Origin of the sequence: Nodosilinea sp. LEGE 06152, assembly GCF_015207525.1 — a bacterium.
In the GTDB taxonomy this organism is placed as follows: Bacteria; Cyanobacteriota; Cyanobacteriia; order Phormidesmidales; family Phormidesmidaceae; genus Nodosilinea.
Window position 1 is genome coordinate 236,370 of record NZ_JADEWR010000004.1, and the last position, 15,629, is coordinate 251,998.

The 15,629-nt window shown below is 57.5% G+C and carries 10 protein-coding genes; 2 read left to right on the forward strand and 8 right to left on the reverse strand.

Features of this window, described 5'->3' with window-relative positions:
- Nucleotides 1–40: 40 nt before the first annotated feature.
- Together hpsA and IQ265_RS08410 are read right to left on the reverse strand one after the other, a co-directional pair.
- Complete coding sequence (hpsA, locus tag IQ265_RS08405) at nt 41–5,002, reverse strand: hormogonium polysaccharide biosynthesis protein HpsA (RefSeq protein WP_228037707.1); 4,962 nt, start codon at nt 5,000–5,002, stop codon at nt 41–43.
- A gap of 473 nt (nt 5,003–5,475) precedes the next feature.
- Nucleotides 5,476–5,973: a hypothetical protein gene (locus IQ265_RS08410; RefSeq protein WP_194052373.1), complete on the reverse strand. Its 498-nt coding sequence runs from the start codon at nt 5,971–5,973 to the stop codon at nt 5,476–5,478.
- Between the two features lie 278 nt (nt 5,974–6,251).
- Here IQ265_RS08410 and ftsH point away from each other — a divergent pair, with 278 nt between their 5' ends.
- A complete protein-coding gene (ftsH, locus tag IQ265_RS08415; RefSeq protein WP_194052374.1) occupies nt 6,252–8,027 on the forward strand; it encodes an ATP-dependent zinc metalloprotease FtsH in 1,776 nt (591 codons plus the stop codon).
- A gap of 63 nt (nt 8,028–8,090) precedes the next feature.
- On the opposite strand, the gene IQ265_RS08420 is transcribed toward ftsH, so the two are convergent.
- Nucleotides 8,091–9,287: a Coenzyme F420 hydrogenase/dehydrogenase, beta subunit C-terminal domain gene (locus tag IQ265_RS08420; protein ID WP_194052375.1), complete on the reverse strand. Its 1,197-nt coding sequence runs from the start codon at nt 9,285–9,287 to the stop codon at nt 8,091–8,093.
- 204 nt (nt 9,288–9,491) lie between these two features.
- On the opposite strand from IQ265_RS08420, the gene IQ265_RS08425 reads away from it, so the two are divergent.
- Nucleotides 9,492–11,636, forward strand: a complete 2,145-nt coding sequence (locus IQ265_RS08425) for a WD40 repeat domain-containing serine/threonine-protein kinase (protein WP_194052646.1) — start codon at nt 9,492–9,494, stop codon at nt 11,634–11,636.
- Between the two features lie 34 nt (nt 11,637–11,670).
- Here the strand turns inward: IQ265_RS08425 and IQ265_RS08430 are convergent, their stop codons facing one another.
- From IQ265_RS08430 to IQ265_RS08450, 5 genes are all read right to left on the reverse strand, one after another.
- A complete protein-coding gene (locus tag IQ265_RS08430) occupies nt 11,671–12,141 on the reverse strand; it encodes a gas vesicle protein K (RefSeq protein WP_228037708.1) in 471 nt (156 codons plus the stop codon).
- A gap of 64 nt (nt 12,142–12,205) precedes the next feature.
- Nucleotides 12,206–12,400 (reverse strand): hypothetical protein, encoded by a 195-nt coding sequence (locus IQ265_RS08435; RefSeq protein ID WP_194052376.1) that lies wholly within the window; start codon nt 12,398–12,400, stop codon nt 12,206–12,208.
- A gap of 94 nt (nt 12,401–12,494) precedes the next feature.
- On the reverse strand, nt 12,495–12,800 hold the full coding sequence (locus IQ265_RS08440) for a gas vesicle protein (RefSeq protein WP_194052648.1): 306 nt from the start codon (nt 12,798–12,800) through the stop codon (nt 12,495–12,497).
- 57 nt (nt 12,801–12,857) lie between these two features.
- A complete protein-coding gene (gene gvpN / locus IQ265_RS08445) occupies nt 12,858–14,252 on the reverse strand; it encodes a gas vesicle protein GvpN (RefSeq protein ID WP_194052377.1) in 1,395 nt (464 codons plus the stop codon).
- Entirely contained in the window at nt 14,249–15,469 is a 1,221-nt protein-coding gene (locus tag IQ265_RS08450; RefSeq protein WP_194052378.1) for a hypothetical protein, read from the reverse strand. Before IQ265_RS08450 ends, gvpN begins: the two co-directional genes overlap by 4 nt.
- Nucleotides 15,470–15,629: the final 160 nt, after the last annotated feature.

Below are 15,629 nucleotides of genomic sequence, written 5' to 3' on the forward strand. Positions count from 1 at the left end.
GGTGTGCGGCCTCCTGGTGTCACAGTGCGAGTAGCAGTAGTTAGGTCGTTGGTTTTGTACAGAGATTAGGCATTAGCCTTGTACCAGCGGCATTCCTTGCACAGCGTAGGTTAACGATATAGGGGTCATCGGCAGGCAGCTCGCGGTAGTACTCGCTACGAGGGGTACCGATGTTGACAAAACGACGGGCGGCTGGTGCAGGGGGTAAGTACAACAAGGCCACGTCATAACCCCAACGCCGTAGCGGCGGAACATAATATCCCAATCGTTGGCTGTTGTCTGGAGTAGTGTCAGTACCAAAAGCCTGCCAGATGTCGTGCTCAAAGGGGCCAGTTGCATTGGTTGAGAAATTGAGCTGAATAAACGATCCGGCTATGTGCAGGTTGACTGTATCGTTCCAATCCTCCAAAAAGCGGACGAAATTGTGCAGACCTCCATAGCCCTGCTGAGTTCGCTGGGGCACCAGACCACTAATAAAGGTGGCATTTACGAAGGTCTGGGAGGCTCGCTGTAAGTTGAGACGGCGAGCGTCATCATTGCTACCGAAATGGGTCCACTCATCATTGCCATATACATTGTAGAAAGGCCGAATGGTAGGACTTGTGGTCAGGCCCCGCCGATAGTAGGTACCGTTGCGGTCAATCCACACCGGGGAGGTGGGGGTAGTGCCCTCACGTAGCCAGGCCTCGGGCGGTAAGTCGCCAGCGGGTGTTGCAGGATTACCGCCAACACCAGGAATCGCTGCAAAATTGGGGCGGTTTTGGTTCATGTAGGACGAGTCGGCCACGGCCCGAGCCGTGGGTCGATCGCGCCTAAAGCCGTCTTCGACCGCACCATCGCGGAAGGTACCCGACAAGATGGTAATGGCATCGGCCAAAATCTCGACTGGTCGCCAGTGGTCTCTGGCAATGGTGGCAAAGGTGCCAGTGTTAAGAGTGGTGCGGTTGTCGTAGAAGGCATCACCAAAAACGGTAGCGGCAGCGCCATCATACAAAGTTTGAGTGAACTCTTCGATGATGTTGGCGGTGGTGCCGGTAGTGCTGTGGACGTTGAAGTCACCCTGGATATAAACGCTGTTGTCGGTAACAAAAGTCATACCCACTACACGGGGGCCAGGTGCACCACCGGGGGCTGTCGGGCCGCTAAAATCGGCGGGATTGCCACTGGCGGTGCGTAGTCTAAAGCCGTGTGCTCGACGAGCTGGGTCGGCATAAAAATCGACGGGTTTAAGGCTAACTTTCAAGTCATCAGTCAGCGGTGGGTCGCGTAGGGTACCATTACCCGGTTCGACATACATGCGGCAATCGCCGTTGGTTTCGAGATTAAACCGGACAGGAGCGGTGCCGTTTGTCTGTTGGCAAGATGCGGCGGTAACGCCTGAGATCTTGGGCCGCACGATTTCGTCTTCTCGCACAGCGTCTTCTCTAAAGGCGTAGACTACGCCCTCGGCCTGCCTGTCGCGATCGGCAGACAGCCACCGATCGCCCCCAGGAGCAGGATTTCTAACCAGCGCCTCAATATCAATGTCGAGTACCCGAGTATTGAGCTGCTCACGACCGTTGTAAACGCCTTTGTCGATGAAGGGAACGCGCAGAACAGAGCCAGTAGGCGAGACAACCTTAAACGCCTCGGTTTGATTGTCAATAGTGGCCACTGTAGGTGCGCCAGTTGTGGCCGTGGCAGGCACAGTCCAGGTAGTGGGGTCTACCCCTCTGGGAACAGCCGCAATGCCATCGGCCCAGGTAATACCATTGGTGCCAACAATGCCGTAAGAGGCGCTACCGTTGACGTCAGTTCTGGAGATATAGCGATTGGCCGCAGTTGCAGTATTTTCAGTGAAGTATTCTTCGGTGGTCGTCGGTTGCAAGTTGCCATCCACCGCCGTTCCCTCACGGCCATGGCCAACTAGAGGGAACAGGTAGAACAGAGAGGGATATCTAACCGGCGATTGTTGAACTTCCGAACACACAACGAGAGCCAGGGCCACTCTAAAATCGCCATTACCGTTCGAGGTGCGCTGAAATACGTTGGGGTTACATCCTGTTTTAAGCGGAATAGGCGTGCTAGGGGCGTTGGAAAAGTTGACATTTCCGGTGAGGCCAGTAGTTTGGTTCCAAGGAATGTTTTCGGTATAGCCAGGGATATTTTTGAGAGAAGGCAGTCCTTGGGCAAAGCCAAGTTCGCGATCGCGCAATATAGGAGCCAGGCTAGTGTAGATCGTGGCTGCTTCCCTGAGGTTGTCAATGTTCTGCTGGCTGGGGTTAATCGATTCATAAATCGCCATCATCTCGTCTAAGGAGAAGCTGTTGAGATAGGTGGCTAGATCGCACCTGACAAGATAACCAGGGTTGGCTGCGGTAAAGGCCGCATTGACCGCGCATCCGGGAATAGCCGTAGCTGCTTTCGGATCTTTAGCCGCAGCTAGATAGATCGGCTTAGTGGCAGTTCCACCCCCAACAACCAGGTCTGGGCGCACATACCGTAGTACATCCCTAAAGGCATTACTAAGCTGAGCTGCCTGGCTTTGTAGGTTGACATCCACCAAGGTGATGAATCGGTTGTACTCAGCGAGGTCTTCTTTGACGTTGTAGGCCAAAAGGCTGAGGGTGCAGGCGGCGCTATGAACAGTCGCCTGGTCGGCGGGGCTAAGGGCTCTAAACGCCGTAGCATTATCTAAGCCACCGGCTTCGACGATGCGGCGCAGGGGTGAGAAGTCGCCCCACATCGACAGGTAGGGGTAGGGATGCACAAAGGTATCCTGCACGGGCGGAAAGGAAGGTGCGCCACCACGGGGGTCGCCCGCAAAGTAAGCCAAGTTGCGCAGGGCGCGGCCTAGGGGTGCAGTAGCCACCACCTGCCCCGCAAACGTAGTGGATGTGTTAAAGGTTGCAGGAAACTGAAATTCCCAACCGTTAGTGCCTTTGCCGTTTAAGAAGTCGAACTTAGGGGTGGTGGTACTGGGATAGTACGTGAAAGTGCGGCTATCGAGAATACTCTGACGGGTGCCAGGGTGCGCAGTCATGGCCATACATGCAGCCGGAAACTTGCCGCTCTCATAGCCGTAGTGATAGACGGTCATACCCTGGACAGCGGCCAGGTTGTCGCGCAGCGCTTTGCGCTGAAGATATTCGTGGGGACGACCGTAGCGAGGGTCAACATTGTTGTTGTTGGTGGCTGACTCATCAGGCGTAACCTTGGCCGGGTAAAGTGCATCGCCTTCGGTTTCAGCAGCAATTGACCATACCTGGTCAGCCGCAGTGGTTACATCCCGTTTGATAGGGTTGGCGTTCCAACCGTTGGCATTGCCCAATTCCAGGCGCTCGCCCACGATTAGCCGCAGGCCTGCCCGAATAGCCTGACGCTCCCAGTAGCCATCGAAACCACCTTCTTCTTCGGTGAGCTTGCTCAACCCATTGATGTTGACACCCGTGCTGGCCCCAGCGACGCGCACCATATCTAAGGAGGGGTCTCGGCTGTCGTAGCGAGGTTTTGGCCCCCAGCGGTTGTCGGCCCGGTAAAAGTCATCCACAAAGGGGCGAGCAACTTCATCGTTGATGATGCGGGCTTTACTGCGGAAGTTGTCGGTACCGGTATTCCAAGCGGGGTCGCGCTGCCAAGCAGCGGGGTTGATGTGCTCGGTAACGTCGCGGGTAAAGAGGGCTAGTGGATTGATAGCTATATCTGACGGGCGGATGGGGTCAGAGGATCTGACAGAGTCGGTATCGTTGGTCAGGTTTCGGTTGGTAATAGCTTTTTGGTTGCGGCCATTCCACACGTGAATGGTGGATTGGCCCTCAGCAGTGGTGTTATCGGTGAGCAAGCTACCTCGCACCGCCTGTCCCTGAAATTCCTGTGTATTAATGCCATCAACACTGACAACTTTGCCGGGAGTGGCCGAAGCGTCGCCGTCGAGATCGATCTCAGACAGTGAGATTTCAGAAGCCTCCTGGCTGTAGAGGCAGGAGTTGTGGGAGCTGATCATGTGTAATCTGAGGCCTTTGCCCGTGCCAGCGCCACCGGGGACAATACTGAAGAAGCTGCCATCGGTGTGCATGGCCCCATTCCAGTTAAATTCTGGACCAGGGGTAACCTCAAGGTCATAGCGAAACCAGGCTCCCCACTTGTTAGCTCGAGCGGCGGTGCGAGACTGCTGAAACTCCAGGGTTTCAAAGGTGCGGTTGGCATCGTTGAGGTTGGCTACAAAGGCATTGACCTGAAAGTTCTTTTGCAGGGAAGAGTTGTTGCCCTGCTGCACCACCTGCCAACCTCCCTCGGCTAAGGCACCTACACAGCCAGGGCTGGCTTCGGTAGTGGCCAGGGGACCAGTGCGGGTTATCAAGGCATCGGCCTTGGTTTGATCAACTCGGCTGTCGAGTTGGCGAATATTTGTGCCAGTAATAGCCGTTGGGCTGCTTGGGGAGGCCTGATCGTCTACCAGCACAGAGTAAACGACGATTTCGCCGGTTTCAACGGTGCCGTTGCCGTTGATATCTGTGTTGAAGGACCAGGCATTATCTAGATTATTATCCCCATTAATATCAACCCGTGTTTCGTCGGGGAGGGTGTAGGGGTCGTTGGCACCAGCAATCGGGCCGACGCGGCCAGTATAACCAGCAAAAGCGTTTGTGCCACTCCTGACCAGCATGAGGTCGGCCAGAATATCGCTGGCGGGTACCCCACTGGGAAAGCGGTTATCGGTTTGAAACAGAAACTCAATTTTGGCCTTAGCTCGGTCGATAGCAGGCGTTGCAGCGTTGGAGATGACCTGCTGCTCGCGCTGGGAGATGGCCATATCGCTGCGGGTAAAGGAGCGATAGGTGAGTGCGGTAGCGGTGAGCACCACCATCAGCACCAGTAACACCGTAGTCGGCAATACAAAACCCGACCGGGCTAAGCGGGCCGGTCGGTTGGCTAACAGCACAAGTTGTAGCAGCCCGGTAACCAAACGCTTAACTGCTGCTTGAGGAAGCCGCAAAGCTTGTCGTAGTAGATGACGACTCATGTTTCTAAGACCAACGTGCCAAACAACAAAACCGATAACTCGCGTGGGGTAAGGCCCAGGTGGGAGGCATTAGCCTTACAGCAACAGCAAACTTGTAGACCTAAAACAATTGACCAAGCGCCCAGTGAGGACAGCTATACAGAGAGGAAACGGGTGTGCTCCATTGGCCGGTGTAAAGGCCAGCAAACGTCATGGGCACTTCTACGGAAGCGACAGACGTTTACTTACTAAAATACCCAGCTATTGTAACGGAGCGATCAGAGTTGTAAAGTCGTTTGATTTACCCCTGCGATCGCTGGCTATATTTGTGACCTTACTCCTAAGGGGCTAAAGGAGGAAGGATGGAGCCTGGGGGTGTGCACCTCAGGCTTCTATCTTATTGAGAACTTCATACTCTGTACTGAGTATTTTCTCGATACTTAATCGAACTTGAGTAACTTTTTTATGCTTGCACGCGCTGGATACTGAGATCGCTAGTGATCTATACCGGCAATGTTGGCCAGTGCGTGGGCATAGGCTTCTAGACCCGTTCTAAGTTCACTGAGTTCTTGGCGCAGGGTGGGCTCTAGCTCCCATCCCTTTTCATGGGCAACGGCGCTGACGCCCTGGGGCCTTTGGGCTTCCCACTCCTGCAAAATAGGGTGCCACTTAGACATGAAGGGGCGTAGGCCGTTGTTGAGTACGGCGATCGCAATACCCCCCACCGACTCTTTAGAGGCTCCGACCTTGGGGCCAGCAGTGCGTAAAATCTCGCGGGTAGAGCCAAACAGGCTGTAGAGCGAGTTGAGCGCTTCTCGCACCAAACCGGCATCGGCATCGAGGGGCTGCACGGCAACGCGGGTGACGAGTTCGATGTAAAGCTCCCAAGCGGCGGCGCGCTCGGTAATATCGGGCTTCCATTTGGCCCCGCCAATGCCCCAGGGTAAATTTACGGAGACTTCGGTAAGCTGAACCGCATCAAATTTGGTCATGGGGGCGGGGAGAATGTTTGGCCCTCATTATATAGTGCCGCTCTGAGAACTGAGAATTGCGCAAGCTGTCTGGAGGGATTACGGCAATCTAACTAGAAAGGTCGTAACCACCGTATAGCGAGAGACTAGCTCTTCGGTAACCACGGTTAACTTGGGGCGTTTCCCCCTCTGGGAGGGTGAGGGAGACTGTCGCAGAATCAAGGAAGTGAGTGGTCAGCGAGGAGCTTTCCCTGGCACCTCGCACCTTTGAGTTGACCTTAACCTACAGGACTTGCCCCATGAAAACAGAAACCCCAGTGCAGTCGGCCTACAGCACCTTTGTCGAGCAGGTCAACCAGGCCCAGGTGCAGCGGGTAATGATTGGGCGCGATCGCATTGACTATACCCTTAAGCCCGAGTTTGGCCCCAAAGCTGGCCATCGTCGCTACACAACTCAGCCACTTGGCTCGACCGATGAGATTGTGAATCAGCTCAAGAGCCAGGGAGTGCAGGTGACGATCGCTCCCGAACCGCTGCCTCCCGCAGGCATCGTTGGCTTAATTATCTCCTCAGGAATGCTGGTAGGGGCCTTAGCCCTGGCGGCAAAGTTTAGCCGTGCGGGTGGAGTAGGCACGGCCAGCATGGGTAAAAGCAAGGTTCGTAGCTACGGCAAAAGCAAAACTGGCGTTACCTTTGCCGATGTGGCTGGGATAGACGAGGCTAAGCAGGAGCTGCAGGAGGTGGTCGACTTTTTGGCCAATGGCGACAAGTACCGCCAGCTGGGGGCCAAAATTCCTAAGGGGGTGCTGCTGGTGGGGCCACCGGGAACGGGCAAGACCCTGCTGGCGAAGGCGATCGCTGGAGAGGCCGGGGTGCCCTTTTTGAGTATGGCCGGTTCAGAATTTGTGGAAATGTTTGTGGGCGTTGGGGCCTCGCGGGTGCGCGACCTGTTTAACAAGGCCAAGCGCCAGGCTCCCTGTATTGTATTTATTGATGAGCTAGATGCGGTGGGTAAAACTCGCGGCGGCAACCCCACTGGCGGCAACGACGAGCGCGAGCAAACCCTGAACCAGCTGCTGACCGAAATGGATGGTTTCAGCGGCAATGACGGGGTGATTGTGATTGCAGCCACCAATCGTCCCGAGACGCTAGACCCGGCTCTACGTCGCCCCGGACGCTTCGATCGCCAGGTCTTAGTCGATCGCCCCGACAAGAGCGGCAGACTGGAGATTTTGCAGGTGCACGGTCGCGGCGTGACCCTGGGTGAAGACGTCGACCTAGCGGACATTGCGGCCCAAACCGCTGGTTTTGCTGGAGCCGATCTGGCCAACCTGGTCAACGAGGCAGCGCTGATGGCAGCCCGCAACAATCGTCAGGCAGTGCTGATGACCGACTTTGGCGAAGCCATTGAGCGGGTGATTGCGGGGCTAGAGAAGCGCTCTCGAGTACTCACAGCGACCGAAAGGCAAACCGTGGCCTACCACGAAGTGGGTCATGCCCTGGTGGGTGCGCTGATGCCGGGGGGCAATCGGGTGACCAAAATTTCGATTGTGCCGCGCGGGCTGGGGGCGCTGGGCTACACCCTGCAAATGCCAGAGAATGACCGCTTTTTGATGCTCGAAGACGAGCTGCGGGGCCAGCTGGCTACCCTACTGGGGGGTCGCGCCGCCGAAGAAATTGTCTTTGGCAAGGTTTCGACCGGAGCCAGCGACGACATTCAAAAAGCCACCGATCTGGCCGAAAAGGCAGTGACTGAGTACGGCATGAGTGCCAGTCTGGGGCCAGTGGCCTTTGCCAAAGCTAACGCCCAGTTTTTGGATGGGAGCAGCGATCGCCGCACCACCAGTCCTGAAGTCGCCACTGAGATCGATCGCCAGGTAAAGCTGTTGCTCAGCAACGCCCGCTCCATGGCAATTGAGATTTTGCGGTTGAACCGGGGCCTACTAGAGTCGGCGACCCAGACTCTGTTAGAAACAGAGGTGCTGGATGGAGAACAGCTCAAAGCGATACTGGCCCAGGCCCAGGCTCCTGCTGAGCTACAGACCTGGCTAGCAGGGAACTACAGCGTGGTGTAACTTCCATCCATAAGTTGAATTTGGGGGACGCTGCGATCGCAGCGTCCTTTTTTCTGACCTGAGCTAGTCGGGCAGCTTGTACTGACCGACAATGCGCTTGGCAAACTCCGGCACGTGGGCGGCCAGCTTTTGGGGGTAGTTGCGCTTGACGTAGAGGTAGTTGCGGGTGAAGTGGGAGTCGATGGAAAATCGGGCGTACTCTAGCCCCTTGGGGCCGATGCGCTCGATCACCACACCCATCAGCCTGGCGGCCCACATGGGCAGGGTCACCGCCTTGTCGTAGGCAGGAATGCTCTGCTGCACGGCGGCCTTGCGATCGCCCTCAGATATCACCGGCTGGGTATCGAGCTGATCCATCACGGTATCGAGCATGGTTTGGCCGCGATCGTTGCGCACCACGATCCACTGCCAGCCGAAGGGAGCACCCATATAGCCCACCACCAGGTCAGCCAATCCATTCACATAGTCAAAGCAGCTCATGCAGGAGGGGGCAAAGACATCCTTGAGCTGGTTGGTTTTGAGGCCAAAGAAGGGCACCGTTTCGGTGGAGCCGTCTGAGTGTTTGAAGTGGACACGGAAGTCTTGCATAAACTCGTAATGCACTACCGTATCGGGCGATCGGCTGGTGGTTTCGAGGAATTTTTGCAGGCCCGCCCGGCTGACGTTATCGACGCAGGGCGTACCCAGCACGTAGAGCTGCTCCAGGCCGAGTTGCTTTTCGATCGCCCGCAGCGCCTGAATTTGGCAGCCCACCCCAATCACCAGCAGCCGCTTCATACCCGACTGTTCGACCTGCTCCAGCACCGACAGGTTGGGCGACAGCGTGGGCTTGTTGACCCGCGCCGCCAAAATCTCCTCAGGAGTAGTAGCGAGAATGGGCTGGGGCTGAAAGCGATCGCTTTCGGTATTCTGTACGCACACCACCCCTTCAACTAAGCCCTGGGTCAGCATTTCGATCGCGATCGTGCTGACAATGCCCGTCCACTGCGCCCCCTCAATAGGCTGCTGCTTGCGAGCGGCCATCATGTCCTGGTGAACGCCAAAGTAAACTTCGTCATCAGTCTCCAAATCGCGACTGCGCCCGTGGCTCTGCTGCTCCAGGGTCGGAAACTGCTGGTTTAGAAAGGCACAGGCCTCTTTGACGTAGTGAATATAGTAGGTGTCGCAAAAGCCGCACTCGCTACAGAGTTCTTTGGCAGGGCGAGTGGCTCCTGGGCGCAGGGCTTTGGCTTTGTTGTGGGGAGGCTGGGCCAAGGTCATAGGGGCGGCAGCGAATTGCTCAATAACGACTGTTCTTCACGATACCGCAAGGGTTTAGGCGGATTGGTGCGATCGCCCCAATTGTTACGAAATATAGCGTTGTCAACGAAGCAGCAAAATCCCCCGTCTCCGTCCGATTGCAGGTTAAATGGAAGTAAGCATAAGCAGAAACTATGCCTCTGCGTCCCTGGGTTTGCCGTTGTGATGATCTGCTGTCTCAATCCCCACTGTACCCAGCCCAATCACGCGACCCTGGCTGCGGTTTGTCCTACCTGCGGCACCCCCCTAGAGCATCGGCTGAGGGGCCGCTATCGCCCGCTGAAGCTGATTGGGCGGGGAGGCTTTGGGCGTACTTACTTTGCCCTCGACACCGATCGCCTCAACAGCCGCTGTGTGATCAAGCAGTTTGCGCCCCAAACCCAGGGCACCAAATCCTTTCTTAAGGCTGTGCAGCTGTTTGAGCAGGAGGCCGTGCGGCTCCACGAGCTGGGAGAGCATCCCCAAATTCCTACGCTGCTGGCCTACTTTGAGCAAAACAAGTATCTCTACCTGGTGCAGCAGATGGTGCAGGGCCGCACCCTGCACCAAGAAATTTCGGCCCAGGCCGCCTACAGCGAAAGCAGCCTCCGGCAGCTGCTCGAAGATTTGCTGCCGGTGCTGTACTTTATTCATCAGCACGGCGTTATTCACCGTGACATCACGCCCTCCAACATCATTCGCCGCAAGATTGACCAAAAGCCCGTGTTGATTGACTTCGGCGTGGCTAAGCAGTTTAGCGAAGCCATTCGCTACGAACCAGGCACCCGCATTGGCACCGAGGGCTACGCCCCCATCGAACAGCTGCGTAGCGGTCAAGCTTACCCCTCTAGCGATCTCTATAGCCTCGGGGCCACCTGCCTTCATTTGCTAACTGGGTGCAAGCCCGAAGACCTCTACAGCCCCCAGGAAGGCCGCTGGCTGTGGCAGGAGTATCTGCAAAAACAGGGGCGCACCATTCACCCCGGCCTGGCCGCCGTGCTCAACTGTATGACCAAGGATTTGGTCAGCGAGCGCTACCAAACGGCCCAGGACGTGCTGGATGATCTGCAACGGCTGCCCAAGCTGGAGGGCACCGTACCCGGCTGGGTCTCCAACCAGTCAGGCCAAAGCTTGTTTGCGGGGCTAGATCGCCCGCCCCTGAGCGGGCCAGGTCAAGCTGCCGGACTGGCGATGCCCATTACATCGCTGCCGCCGACTGCGGAGACAGCAGGGCCAACGTCAAAACCGTTCCCGCAACCCACATCAGATTCAGCCTCCAGACCTGTTTCAGGCTCTGCGTCGAGCCCCCCGGCGAGCAGACCGACTTCCAGTTCCTCGGCGAGCAGACCGTCCAGTCCGTCAAGTTCGGCTACGCCCAGCGCTAAACCTAGCAGCGCTAGGTCGTCCAGTTCTGGCGCACCTGGCTCGGGGCCAGCCGCTGGTAACGGTTGGCAGCTGTTGCGCACTCTCGCGGGGCATCAGTCGTGGGTGATGGCTGTCGCCTTTAACCCCCAGCAGCCCGTGTTGGTCAGCGGCAGCCTTGACGACACACTGCGCTTTTGGAATTGGCAGTCAGGAGACTTGCTGCACTCGCTCAAGGGCCATGCCCGAGGGGTCAACGATGTCGCGATCGACAGGCGTGGTCAGGTGCTGGTAAGCTGCGGCGACGATGCCACTATCAAGGTCTGGAACCTGGGCGACGGCACCCTGCGGCATACGCTCAAAGGGCATTTGCGGGATGTCACCGCGATCGCCATCGGCAGCAGCAACCTGCTGGCCAGCGCCAGCGAAGATGGCACCCTCAAACTGTGGAGCCTGAGTCAGGGCACCCTAATCAAAACCCTGCCCGGCTCGGCGGGTATGCTCAAAACCGTAGCCTTGACCGATGCCGACCAGCGCCTGGTCAGCGGCGGACTCGACAACACCGTGCGTCTGTGGAATGCTCAAACGGCACAGGCCCTCAAAGTCTTTACGGGCCACACCAATACCGTCAACCAGGTAGCCGTTAGCCCCGATGGTCGACTAGTTGCCAGCGCCAGCAAAGACCGCACCGTGCGCCTGTGGAACTTAACGACGGGCGATCTGCAACATACGCTTCAGGGACATACTCAGGAGGTCAATACGGTGGCCTTTTTCCCCGACGGTAAGCGGTTAGTCAGCGGCAGCAGCGACGGCACTCTGCGCCTCTGGCATAGCCAAACCGGCGCACCGCAAGAAACCCTGCCCGCCCACACGAACCCGGTGCATCGGGTGGCCGTACAGGGCAGTGGCGGCGTTATCGCCAGCGCCAGTGTCGACAAAACCATCAAGCTGTGGCAGTGGCGGAGTTAGCAGAGTAGCCAGTACAGAGGTGCCTAGATCGCGCTTAGATGGGTTTTGATGTCAGCACCAGCCGCAGCTTGGCGTGAATCAGGTTAAGCTGAGCCATGCCTAGGTCAACGTCGCCCTCGACTACAACACCTGTATCCAGCAGGCGATCGAGCAGCTCTAGAATGGTGGGATTTTGGTTTTTGGCCCCAGGGTAGTAGCTGCCTTCCTTGGGCAGCAGGGTGCCAATTTCCCCCAGGTCGATGTTGAGATCGGCCGGGTCGACATCAAAGATCTCGCACATGTTCACAACCTGCTCTTCTAGCTTGCGCAGGCTGTCAGCCGCTCGCTCAAGGTCATCATCCCCGAGGTCGCCCGATTCCATCCGGCGAATGACCTGGGCTTCCATGAGCTGGCGCACCAGCTCAATCACGGTGAGCAGCAGAGGCGCTAGGCCCGCATCGGTTTTGGCAGGGGGCTGTAGCGCCAGACTGGGCAATAGATCTGGCTCGACATTTTCGGAGGTCATGGCCTCAGTCTAGTGCATCTCAAGGATTGCGATTCTAGGTTCCGAGCCTAGGCCACAACCACAGCTAGGGTCGATTTTGCCACTGCTGCTGCAGCCACTGGCGGCGAGCTTCCTGGGCCTGGGTTCGGCTTTGGTGGTAGCCTATACGGCTCGCATCGGTCAGGCGATCGCCCCCGCTCTGGCTGCGGCTTGGCGCTGAGCGAAAGCTGGGAATTGTGCGGCTACTGGCAATTTGTAGCAGGGTGCGCAGGGTCAGCATGACGGTTTTTACAGCGTGTAGGGTGAGCAGGTAACGCTCCAGGTGCTTGAAAAAGCCGAGGTTTACTCGGCATTGCAGCGACCCGATTGACCGCTCAGATAACGGGTTCGGCAGGTCGCAAAGCCTTTAGCTCGGCTTCTAAGGTCTCTAAGCGGGTTTGAAGCTGTTGATTGGCCTCTAGCAGTTCGTTGGTGCGGCTGCTCAGGTAGGGATCGCTTTCCCACCAGTTGATGCCAATTTCGCGGGCCTTGTCGACCGATGAAATAATCAGGCGAATGCGAATGCTCAGTAGTTCGGTAGACCCGACGGAGACTGAGATATCGCCAGCGATCACAATGCCTTTGTCGAGCACCCGCTCAATGACATCTACCAGGGAAGATCCCTGGGTAGCGGTAGCCATGCTTCGACCGGGTTGGGGGCGGGTCGTGGGGGTGGAGGTGGTCACGGCAGATTACCTTCAGTTAGAACTTAGCTGATAGCCTGTGAGCTGACCTTCGACCTCGTGCTTCTCAATCAGCGCCTGATCGAGCATGGATTTGAGGGCGGTGACAACCTGAAAGCGGGTTAACCCCAGGGCTGCCTCGATGGTAGCGAGAGATGCCGTACCCGTGGCATCGAGATAGTCAAAAATGCGGGTTTCAAAGTCGTCGCCAAGGGACGATTCGACCGACGAACTCTCTGTAGTAACCGCAGGTTCAACTTCGGCAGGCCGCTCAATTGTCGCGACGGTCGGGGTTGCGATCGCAACGTCCGGCTCTGGCTGATTTTGAGTCAGGGTACTCTCACCGGGCTCGGTACTGACCAGGCCGCCTTCAGCAGCGTCTAGGTCTACAGCCTCGTTCTCTACCAAATTTTCTAGAGAGGCTTCTAAAGGGGCCGCTGGAGCCTCATGCTCTTCTTCGCCGTGAAGGCGGGCCGCAGGCTGAGTCTCGGGCTTGAGGGTAAGATCGTTGACCAGTGTGGCCTGGGAGACCACAAAGCGGTTAAACAGGTTCCACAGATGGCGAGTAGCGGCGGGCGCGGGCTCTTTAGATCGGGCCAGCAAGATGTCGCTGCACACATCGCGGAAGTCGGCGTTTTCGGCCAGGGGCAGAATACCGTGGTCGTGGCAGATGGTGGCAATCATCAGGCTGGGGCGCAGGCTAGAGACCATGTCGGGCGCTGCCGACGACTGGAAGGCCTTGACCAACTGCACAATTTGCAGAGCGGCGGAGCTATCAATGCCGACCTTCTGCACCAAAATTTGCTGCTGGGCCAGTTCGTCAGGCTCCGGCATGTTGATGGTAATGAGGCGGTCTTGCAGGGCATCTTGGGTGCCGTGGACGCCGCAGTACTCTTCGGGGTTAGAGGTGAGAATGGCGCGGAAGTGGGGGCTAACGCGAATGTACTCGGCCCGGTTGTTGCTGGGGGGCAGCACCAGCAGTTTCTCTTCGAGGGCCGACAGCAGCACGTTGTTGACCTCGGGGCGCGATCGGTTAAACTCGTCATACACCATGGTGAAGCCCTCGCGGCAGGCCAGGGTGAGGCGCGAGTCAGTCCAGTTCTGGCGCAGCTCGTCCTCCACCTTCATCACGCTGTGAATATAGTTGTCGACCACTTTTTTGCGGGTGTAGCCCGACTGGTTGCCGATCAGGTCTGAGGTTTTAAACTCGTCATCGCCGAACAGCAGCATGATCGGGCGGGCCAGCAGGTCGGCCAGGTGCAGCGCCAGGGTAGTTTTGCCGGTGCCAGCGGGGCCTTTGAGGTGAATAGAGTACCCCGACTGCAGGTACCGCAGGGCTCGGAGGGTGGTGCGCTCTAGGGTGGGGGTAGAGACGAAGTTGCGGGGGCGGGCTTGTAGAACAGTGTTCACAGAACGGCTTCCTCTTGAACGAGATAGGTACGGTCTTGCTTGATGACGAGGTCTTTTTGGATCAGCGATCGCAGCGCATCCACGGCCTGAAACCGATTGATGCCCAGCTCCGTCTCAATTTCGCTGAGGCGAGCACCCTGGGTCAGATGCAGGTAGTTGTACACCACCTCTTCAAGGGAAGGGGTTTCGGGGGCAGGGGCTGAAACTGGAACGACAGCGACCGCCGCTGGTGCAGCGGGAGCAGTGACGGTGGCGACAGGCACAGCGCGCGCAGCCGCATGGGCGGGGACCGGAGTGGATGGGGCCACCGGGGCCGGAGCTGCAACCGGAGCAGTGGCGACGGTCGGGTTTGACACAGCCGGTTTCGCTATGGGCTTGGGCGCAGGCTTGGGCGCTGCGATCGCACGGGTCGGCACCGCAGTCACGGCGGGTCGTGTGACCGCGGGACGGGGAGACGGGGTGGCGACGGGCTGAGCGGTATTTTTTCCACCCCATACCAGGTGGGAGAGCTGCGCCCGCTGGGCCTGCAGCTGATGGCGAAAGTCAGCCAGTTCATCGAACATGGCATCGACAGAATCGGTCAGCGCCTGGCGATCGCTCTGGCGGTGCCCCTGGTTAACCACTGCCGCCTGCTGGCGCACTGCGGTCAACTCTTTTAGCGTGGCCTGCACCTGCACCTGCAGGTCTTCGACGTAGGCCGTCAGCTGGGGTAACAGTTCGGCCCGCACCATCGCCTGCTCCTGGCGGTAGCCCGCTAAATCAACCGCTGTTTTAGCCTGAATTTCGGCCACCTGCTGCTGCACCTGGCGCAGCTCCTGGGCAATCTCTAAGCGCAGATCGCTCACGGTGTTTTGGAGCACCTGGCAATCGTACTCAAGCTTTTGCCGCACTTCGGCAGCGCTCAGCTTGCGATCGGCCTGGTAATTGTCTAGCAGCACCTCTGTATCGGCCTGGAGCTGCTGAATGTAGTCTTGGCGGGCCTGCTGCCGAGGCAAAATCTGGGCCTCGCGGTCTGCGGTAGTTTGGGTTAGCCACAGGGCGGTGTTGGTGCGCAGGTCAGCCATGAGCTGATCGAGGTTTTGGCGCAGCTGCACAGCATGGACCAGCCGCTCGGCCTGCCAGCGCTCCAGGTCGGTAAAAACCTGGTCACGCCGACTAACTACCTCGCTCTGGCGCAGTTGTCGTGCGGCTTGCCACTGGTCATAAAGTGCTGTCACAGGACTGCTCTCCCTTGGGCGAAAATAAAACTTGGTGAATACTTCGGAGAATCTTTTAGGATAGAAAAGAGGGAAATAGCGCCGAGAGAAAGACTTTTACCAAACCCTAAAACTTCAATTATTTTTTAAGTTTCTGGTGTTATTACTGAGCGCCATTCCT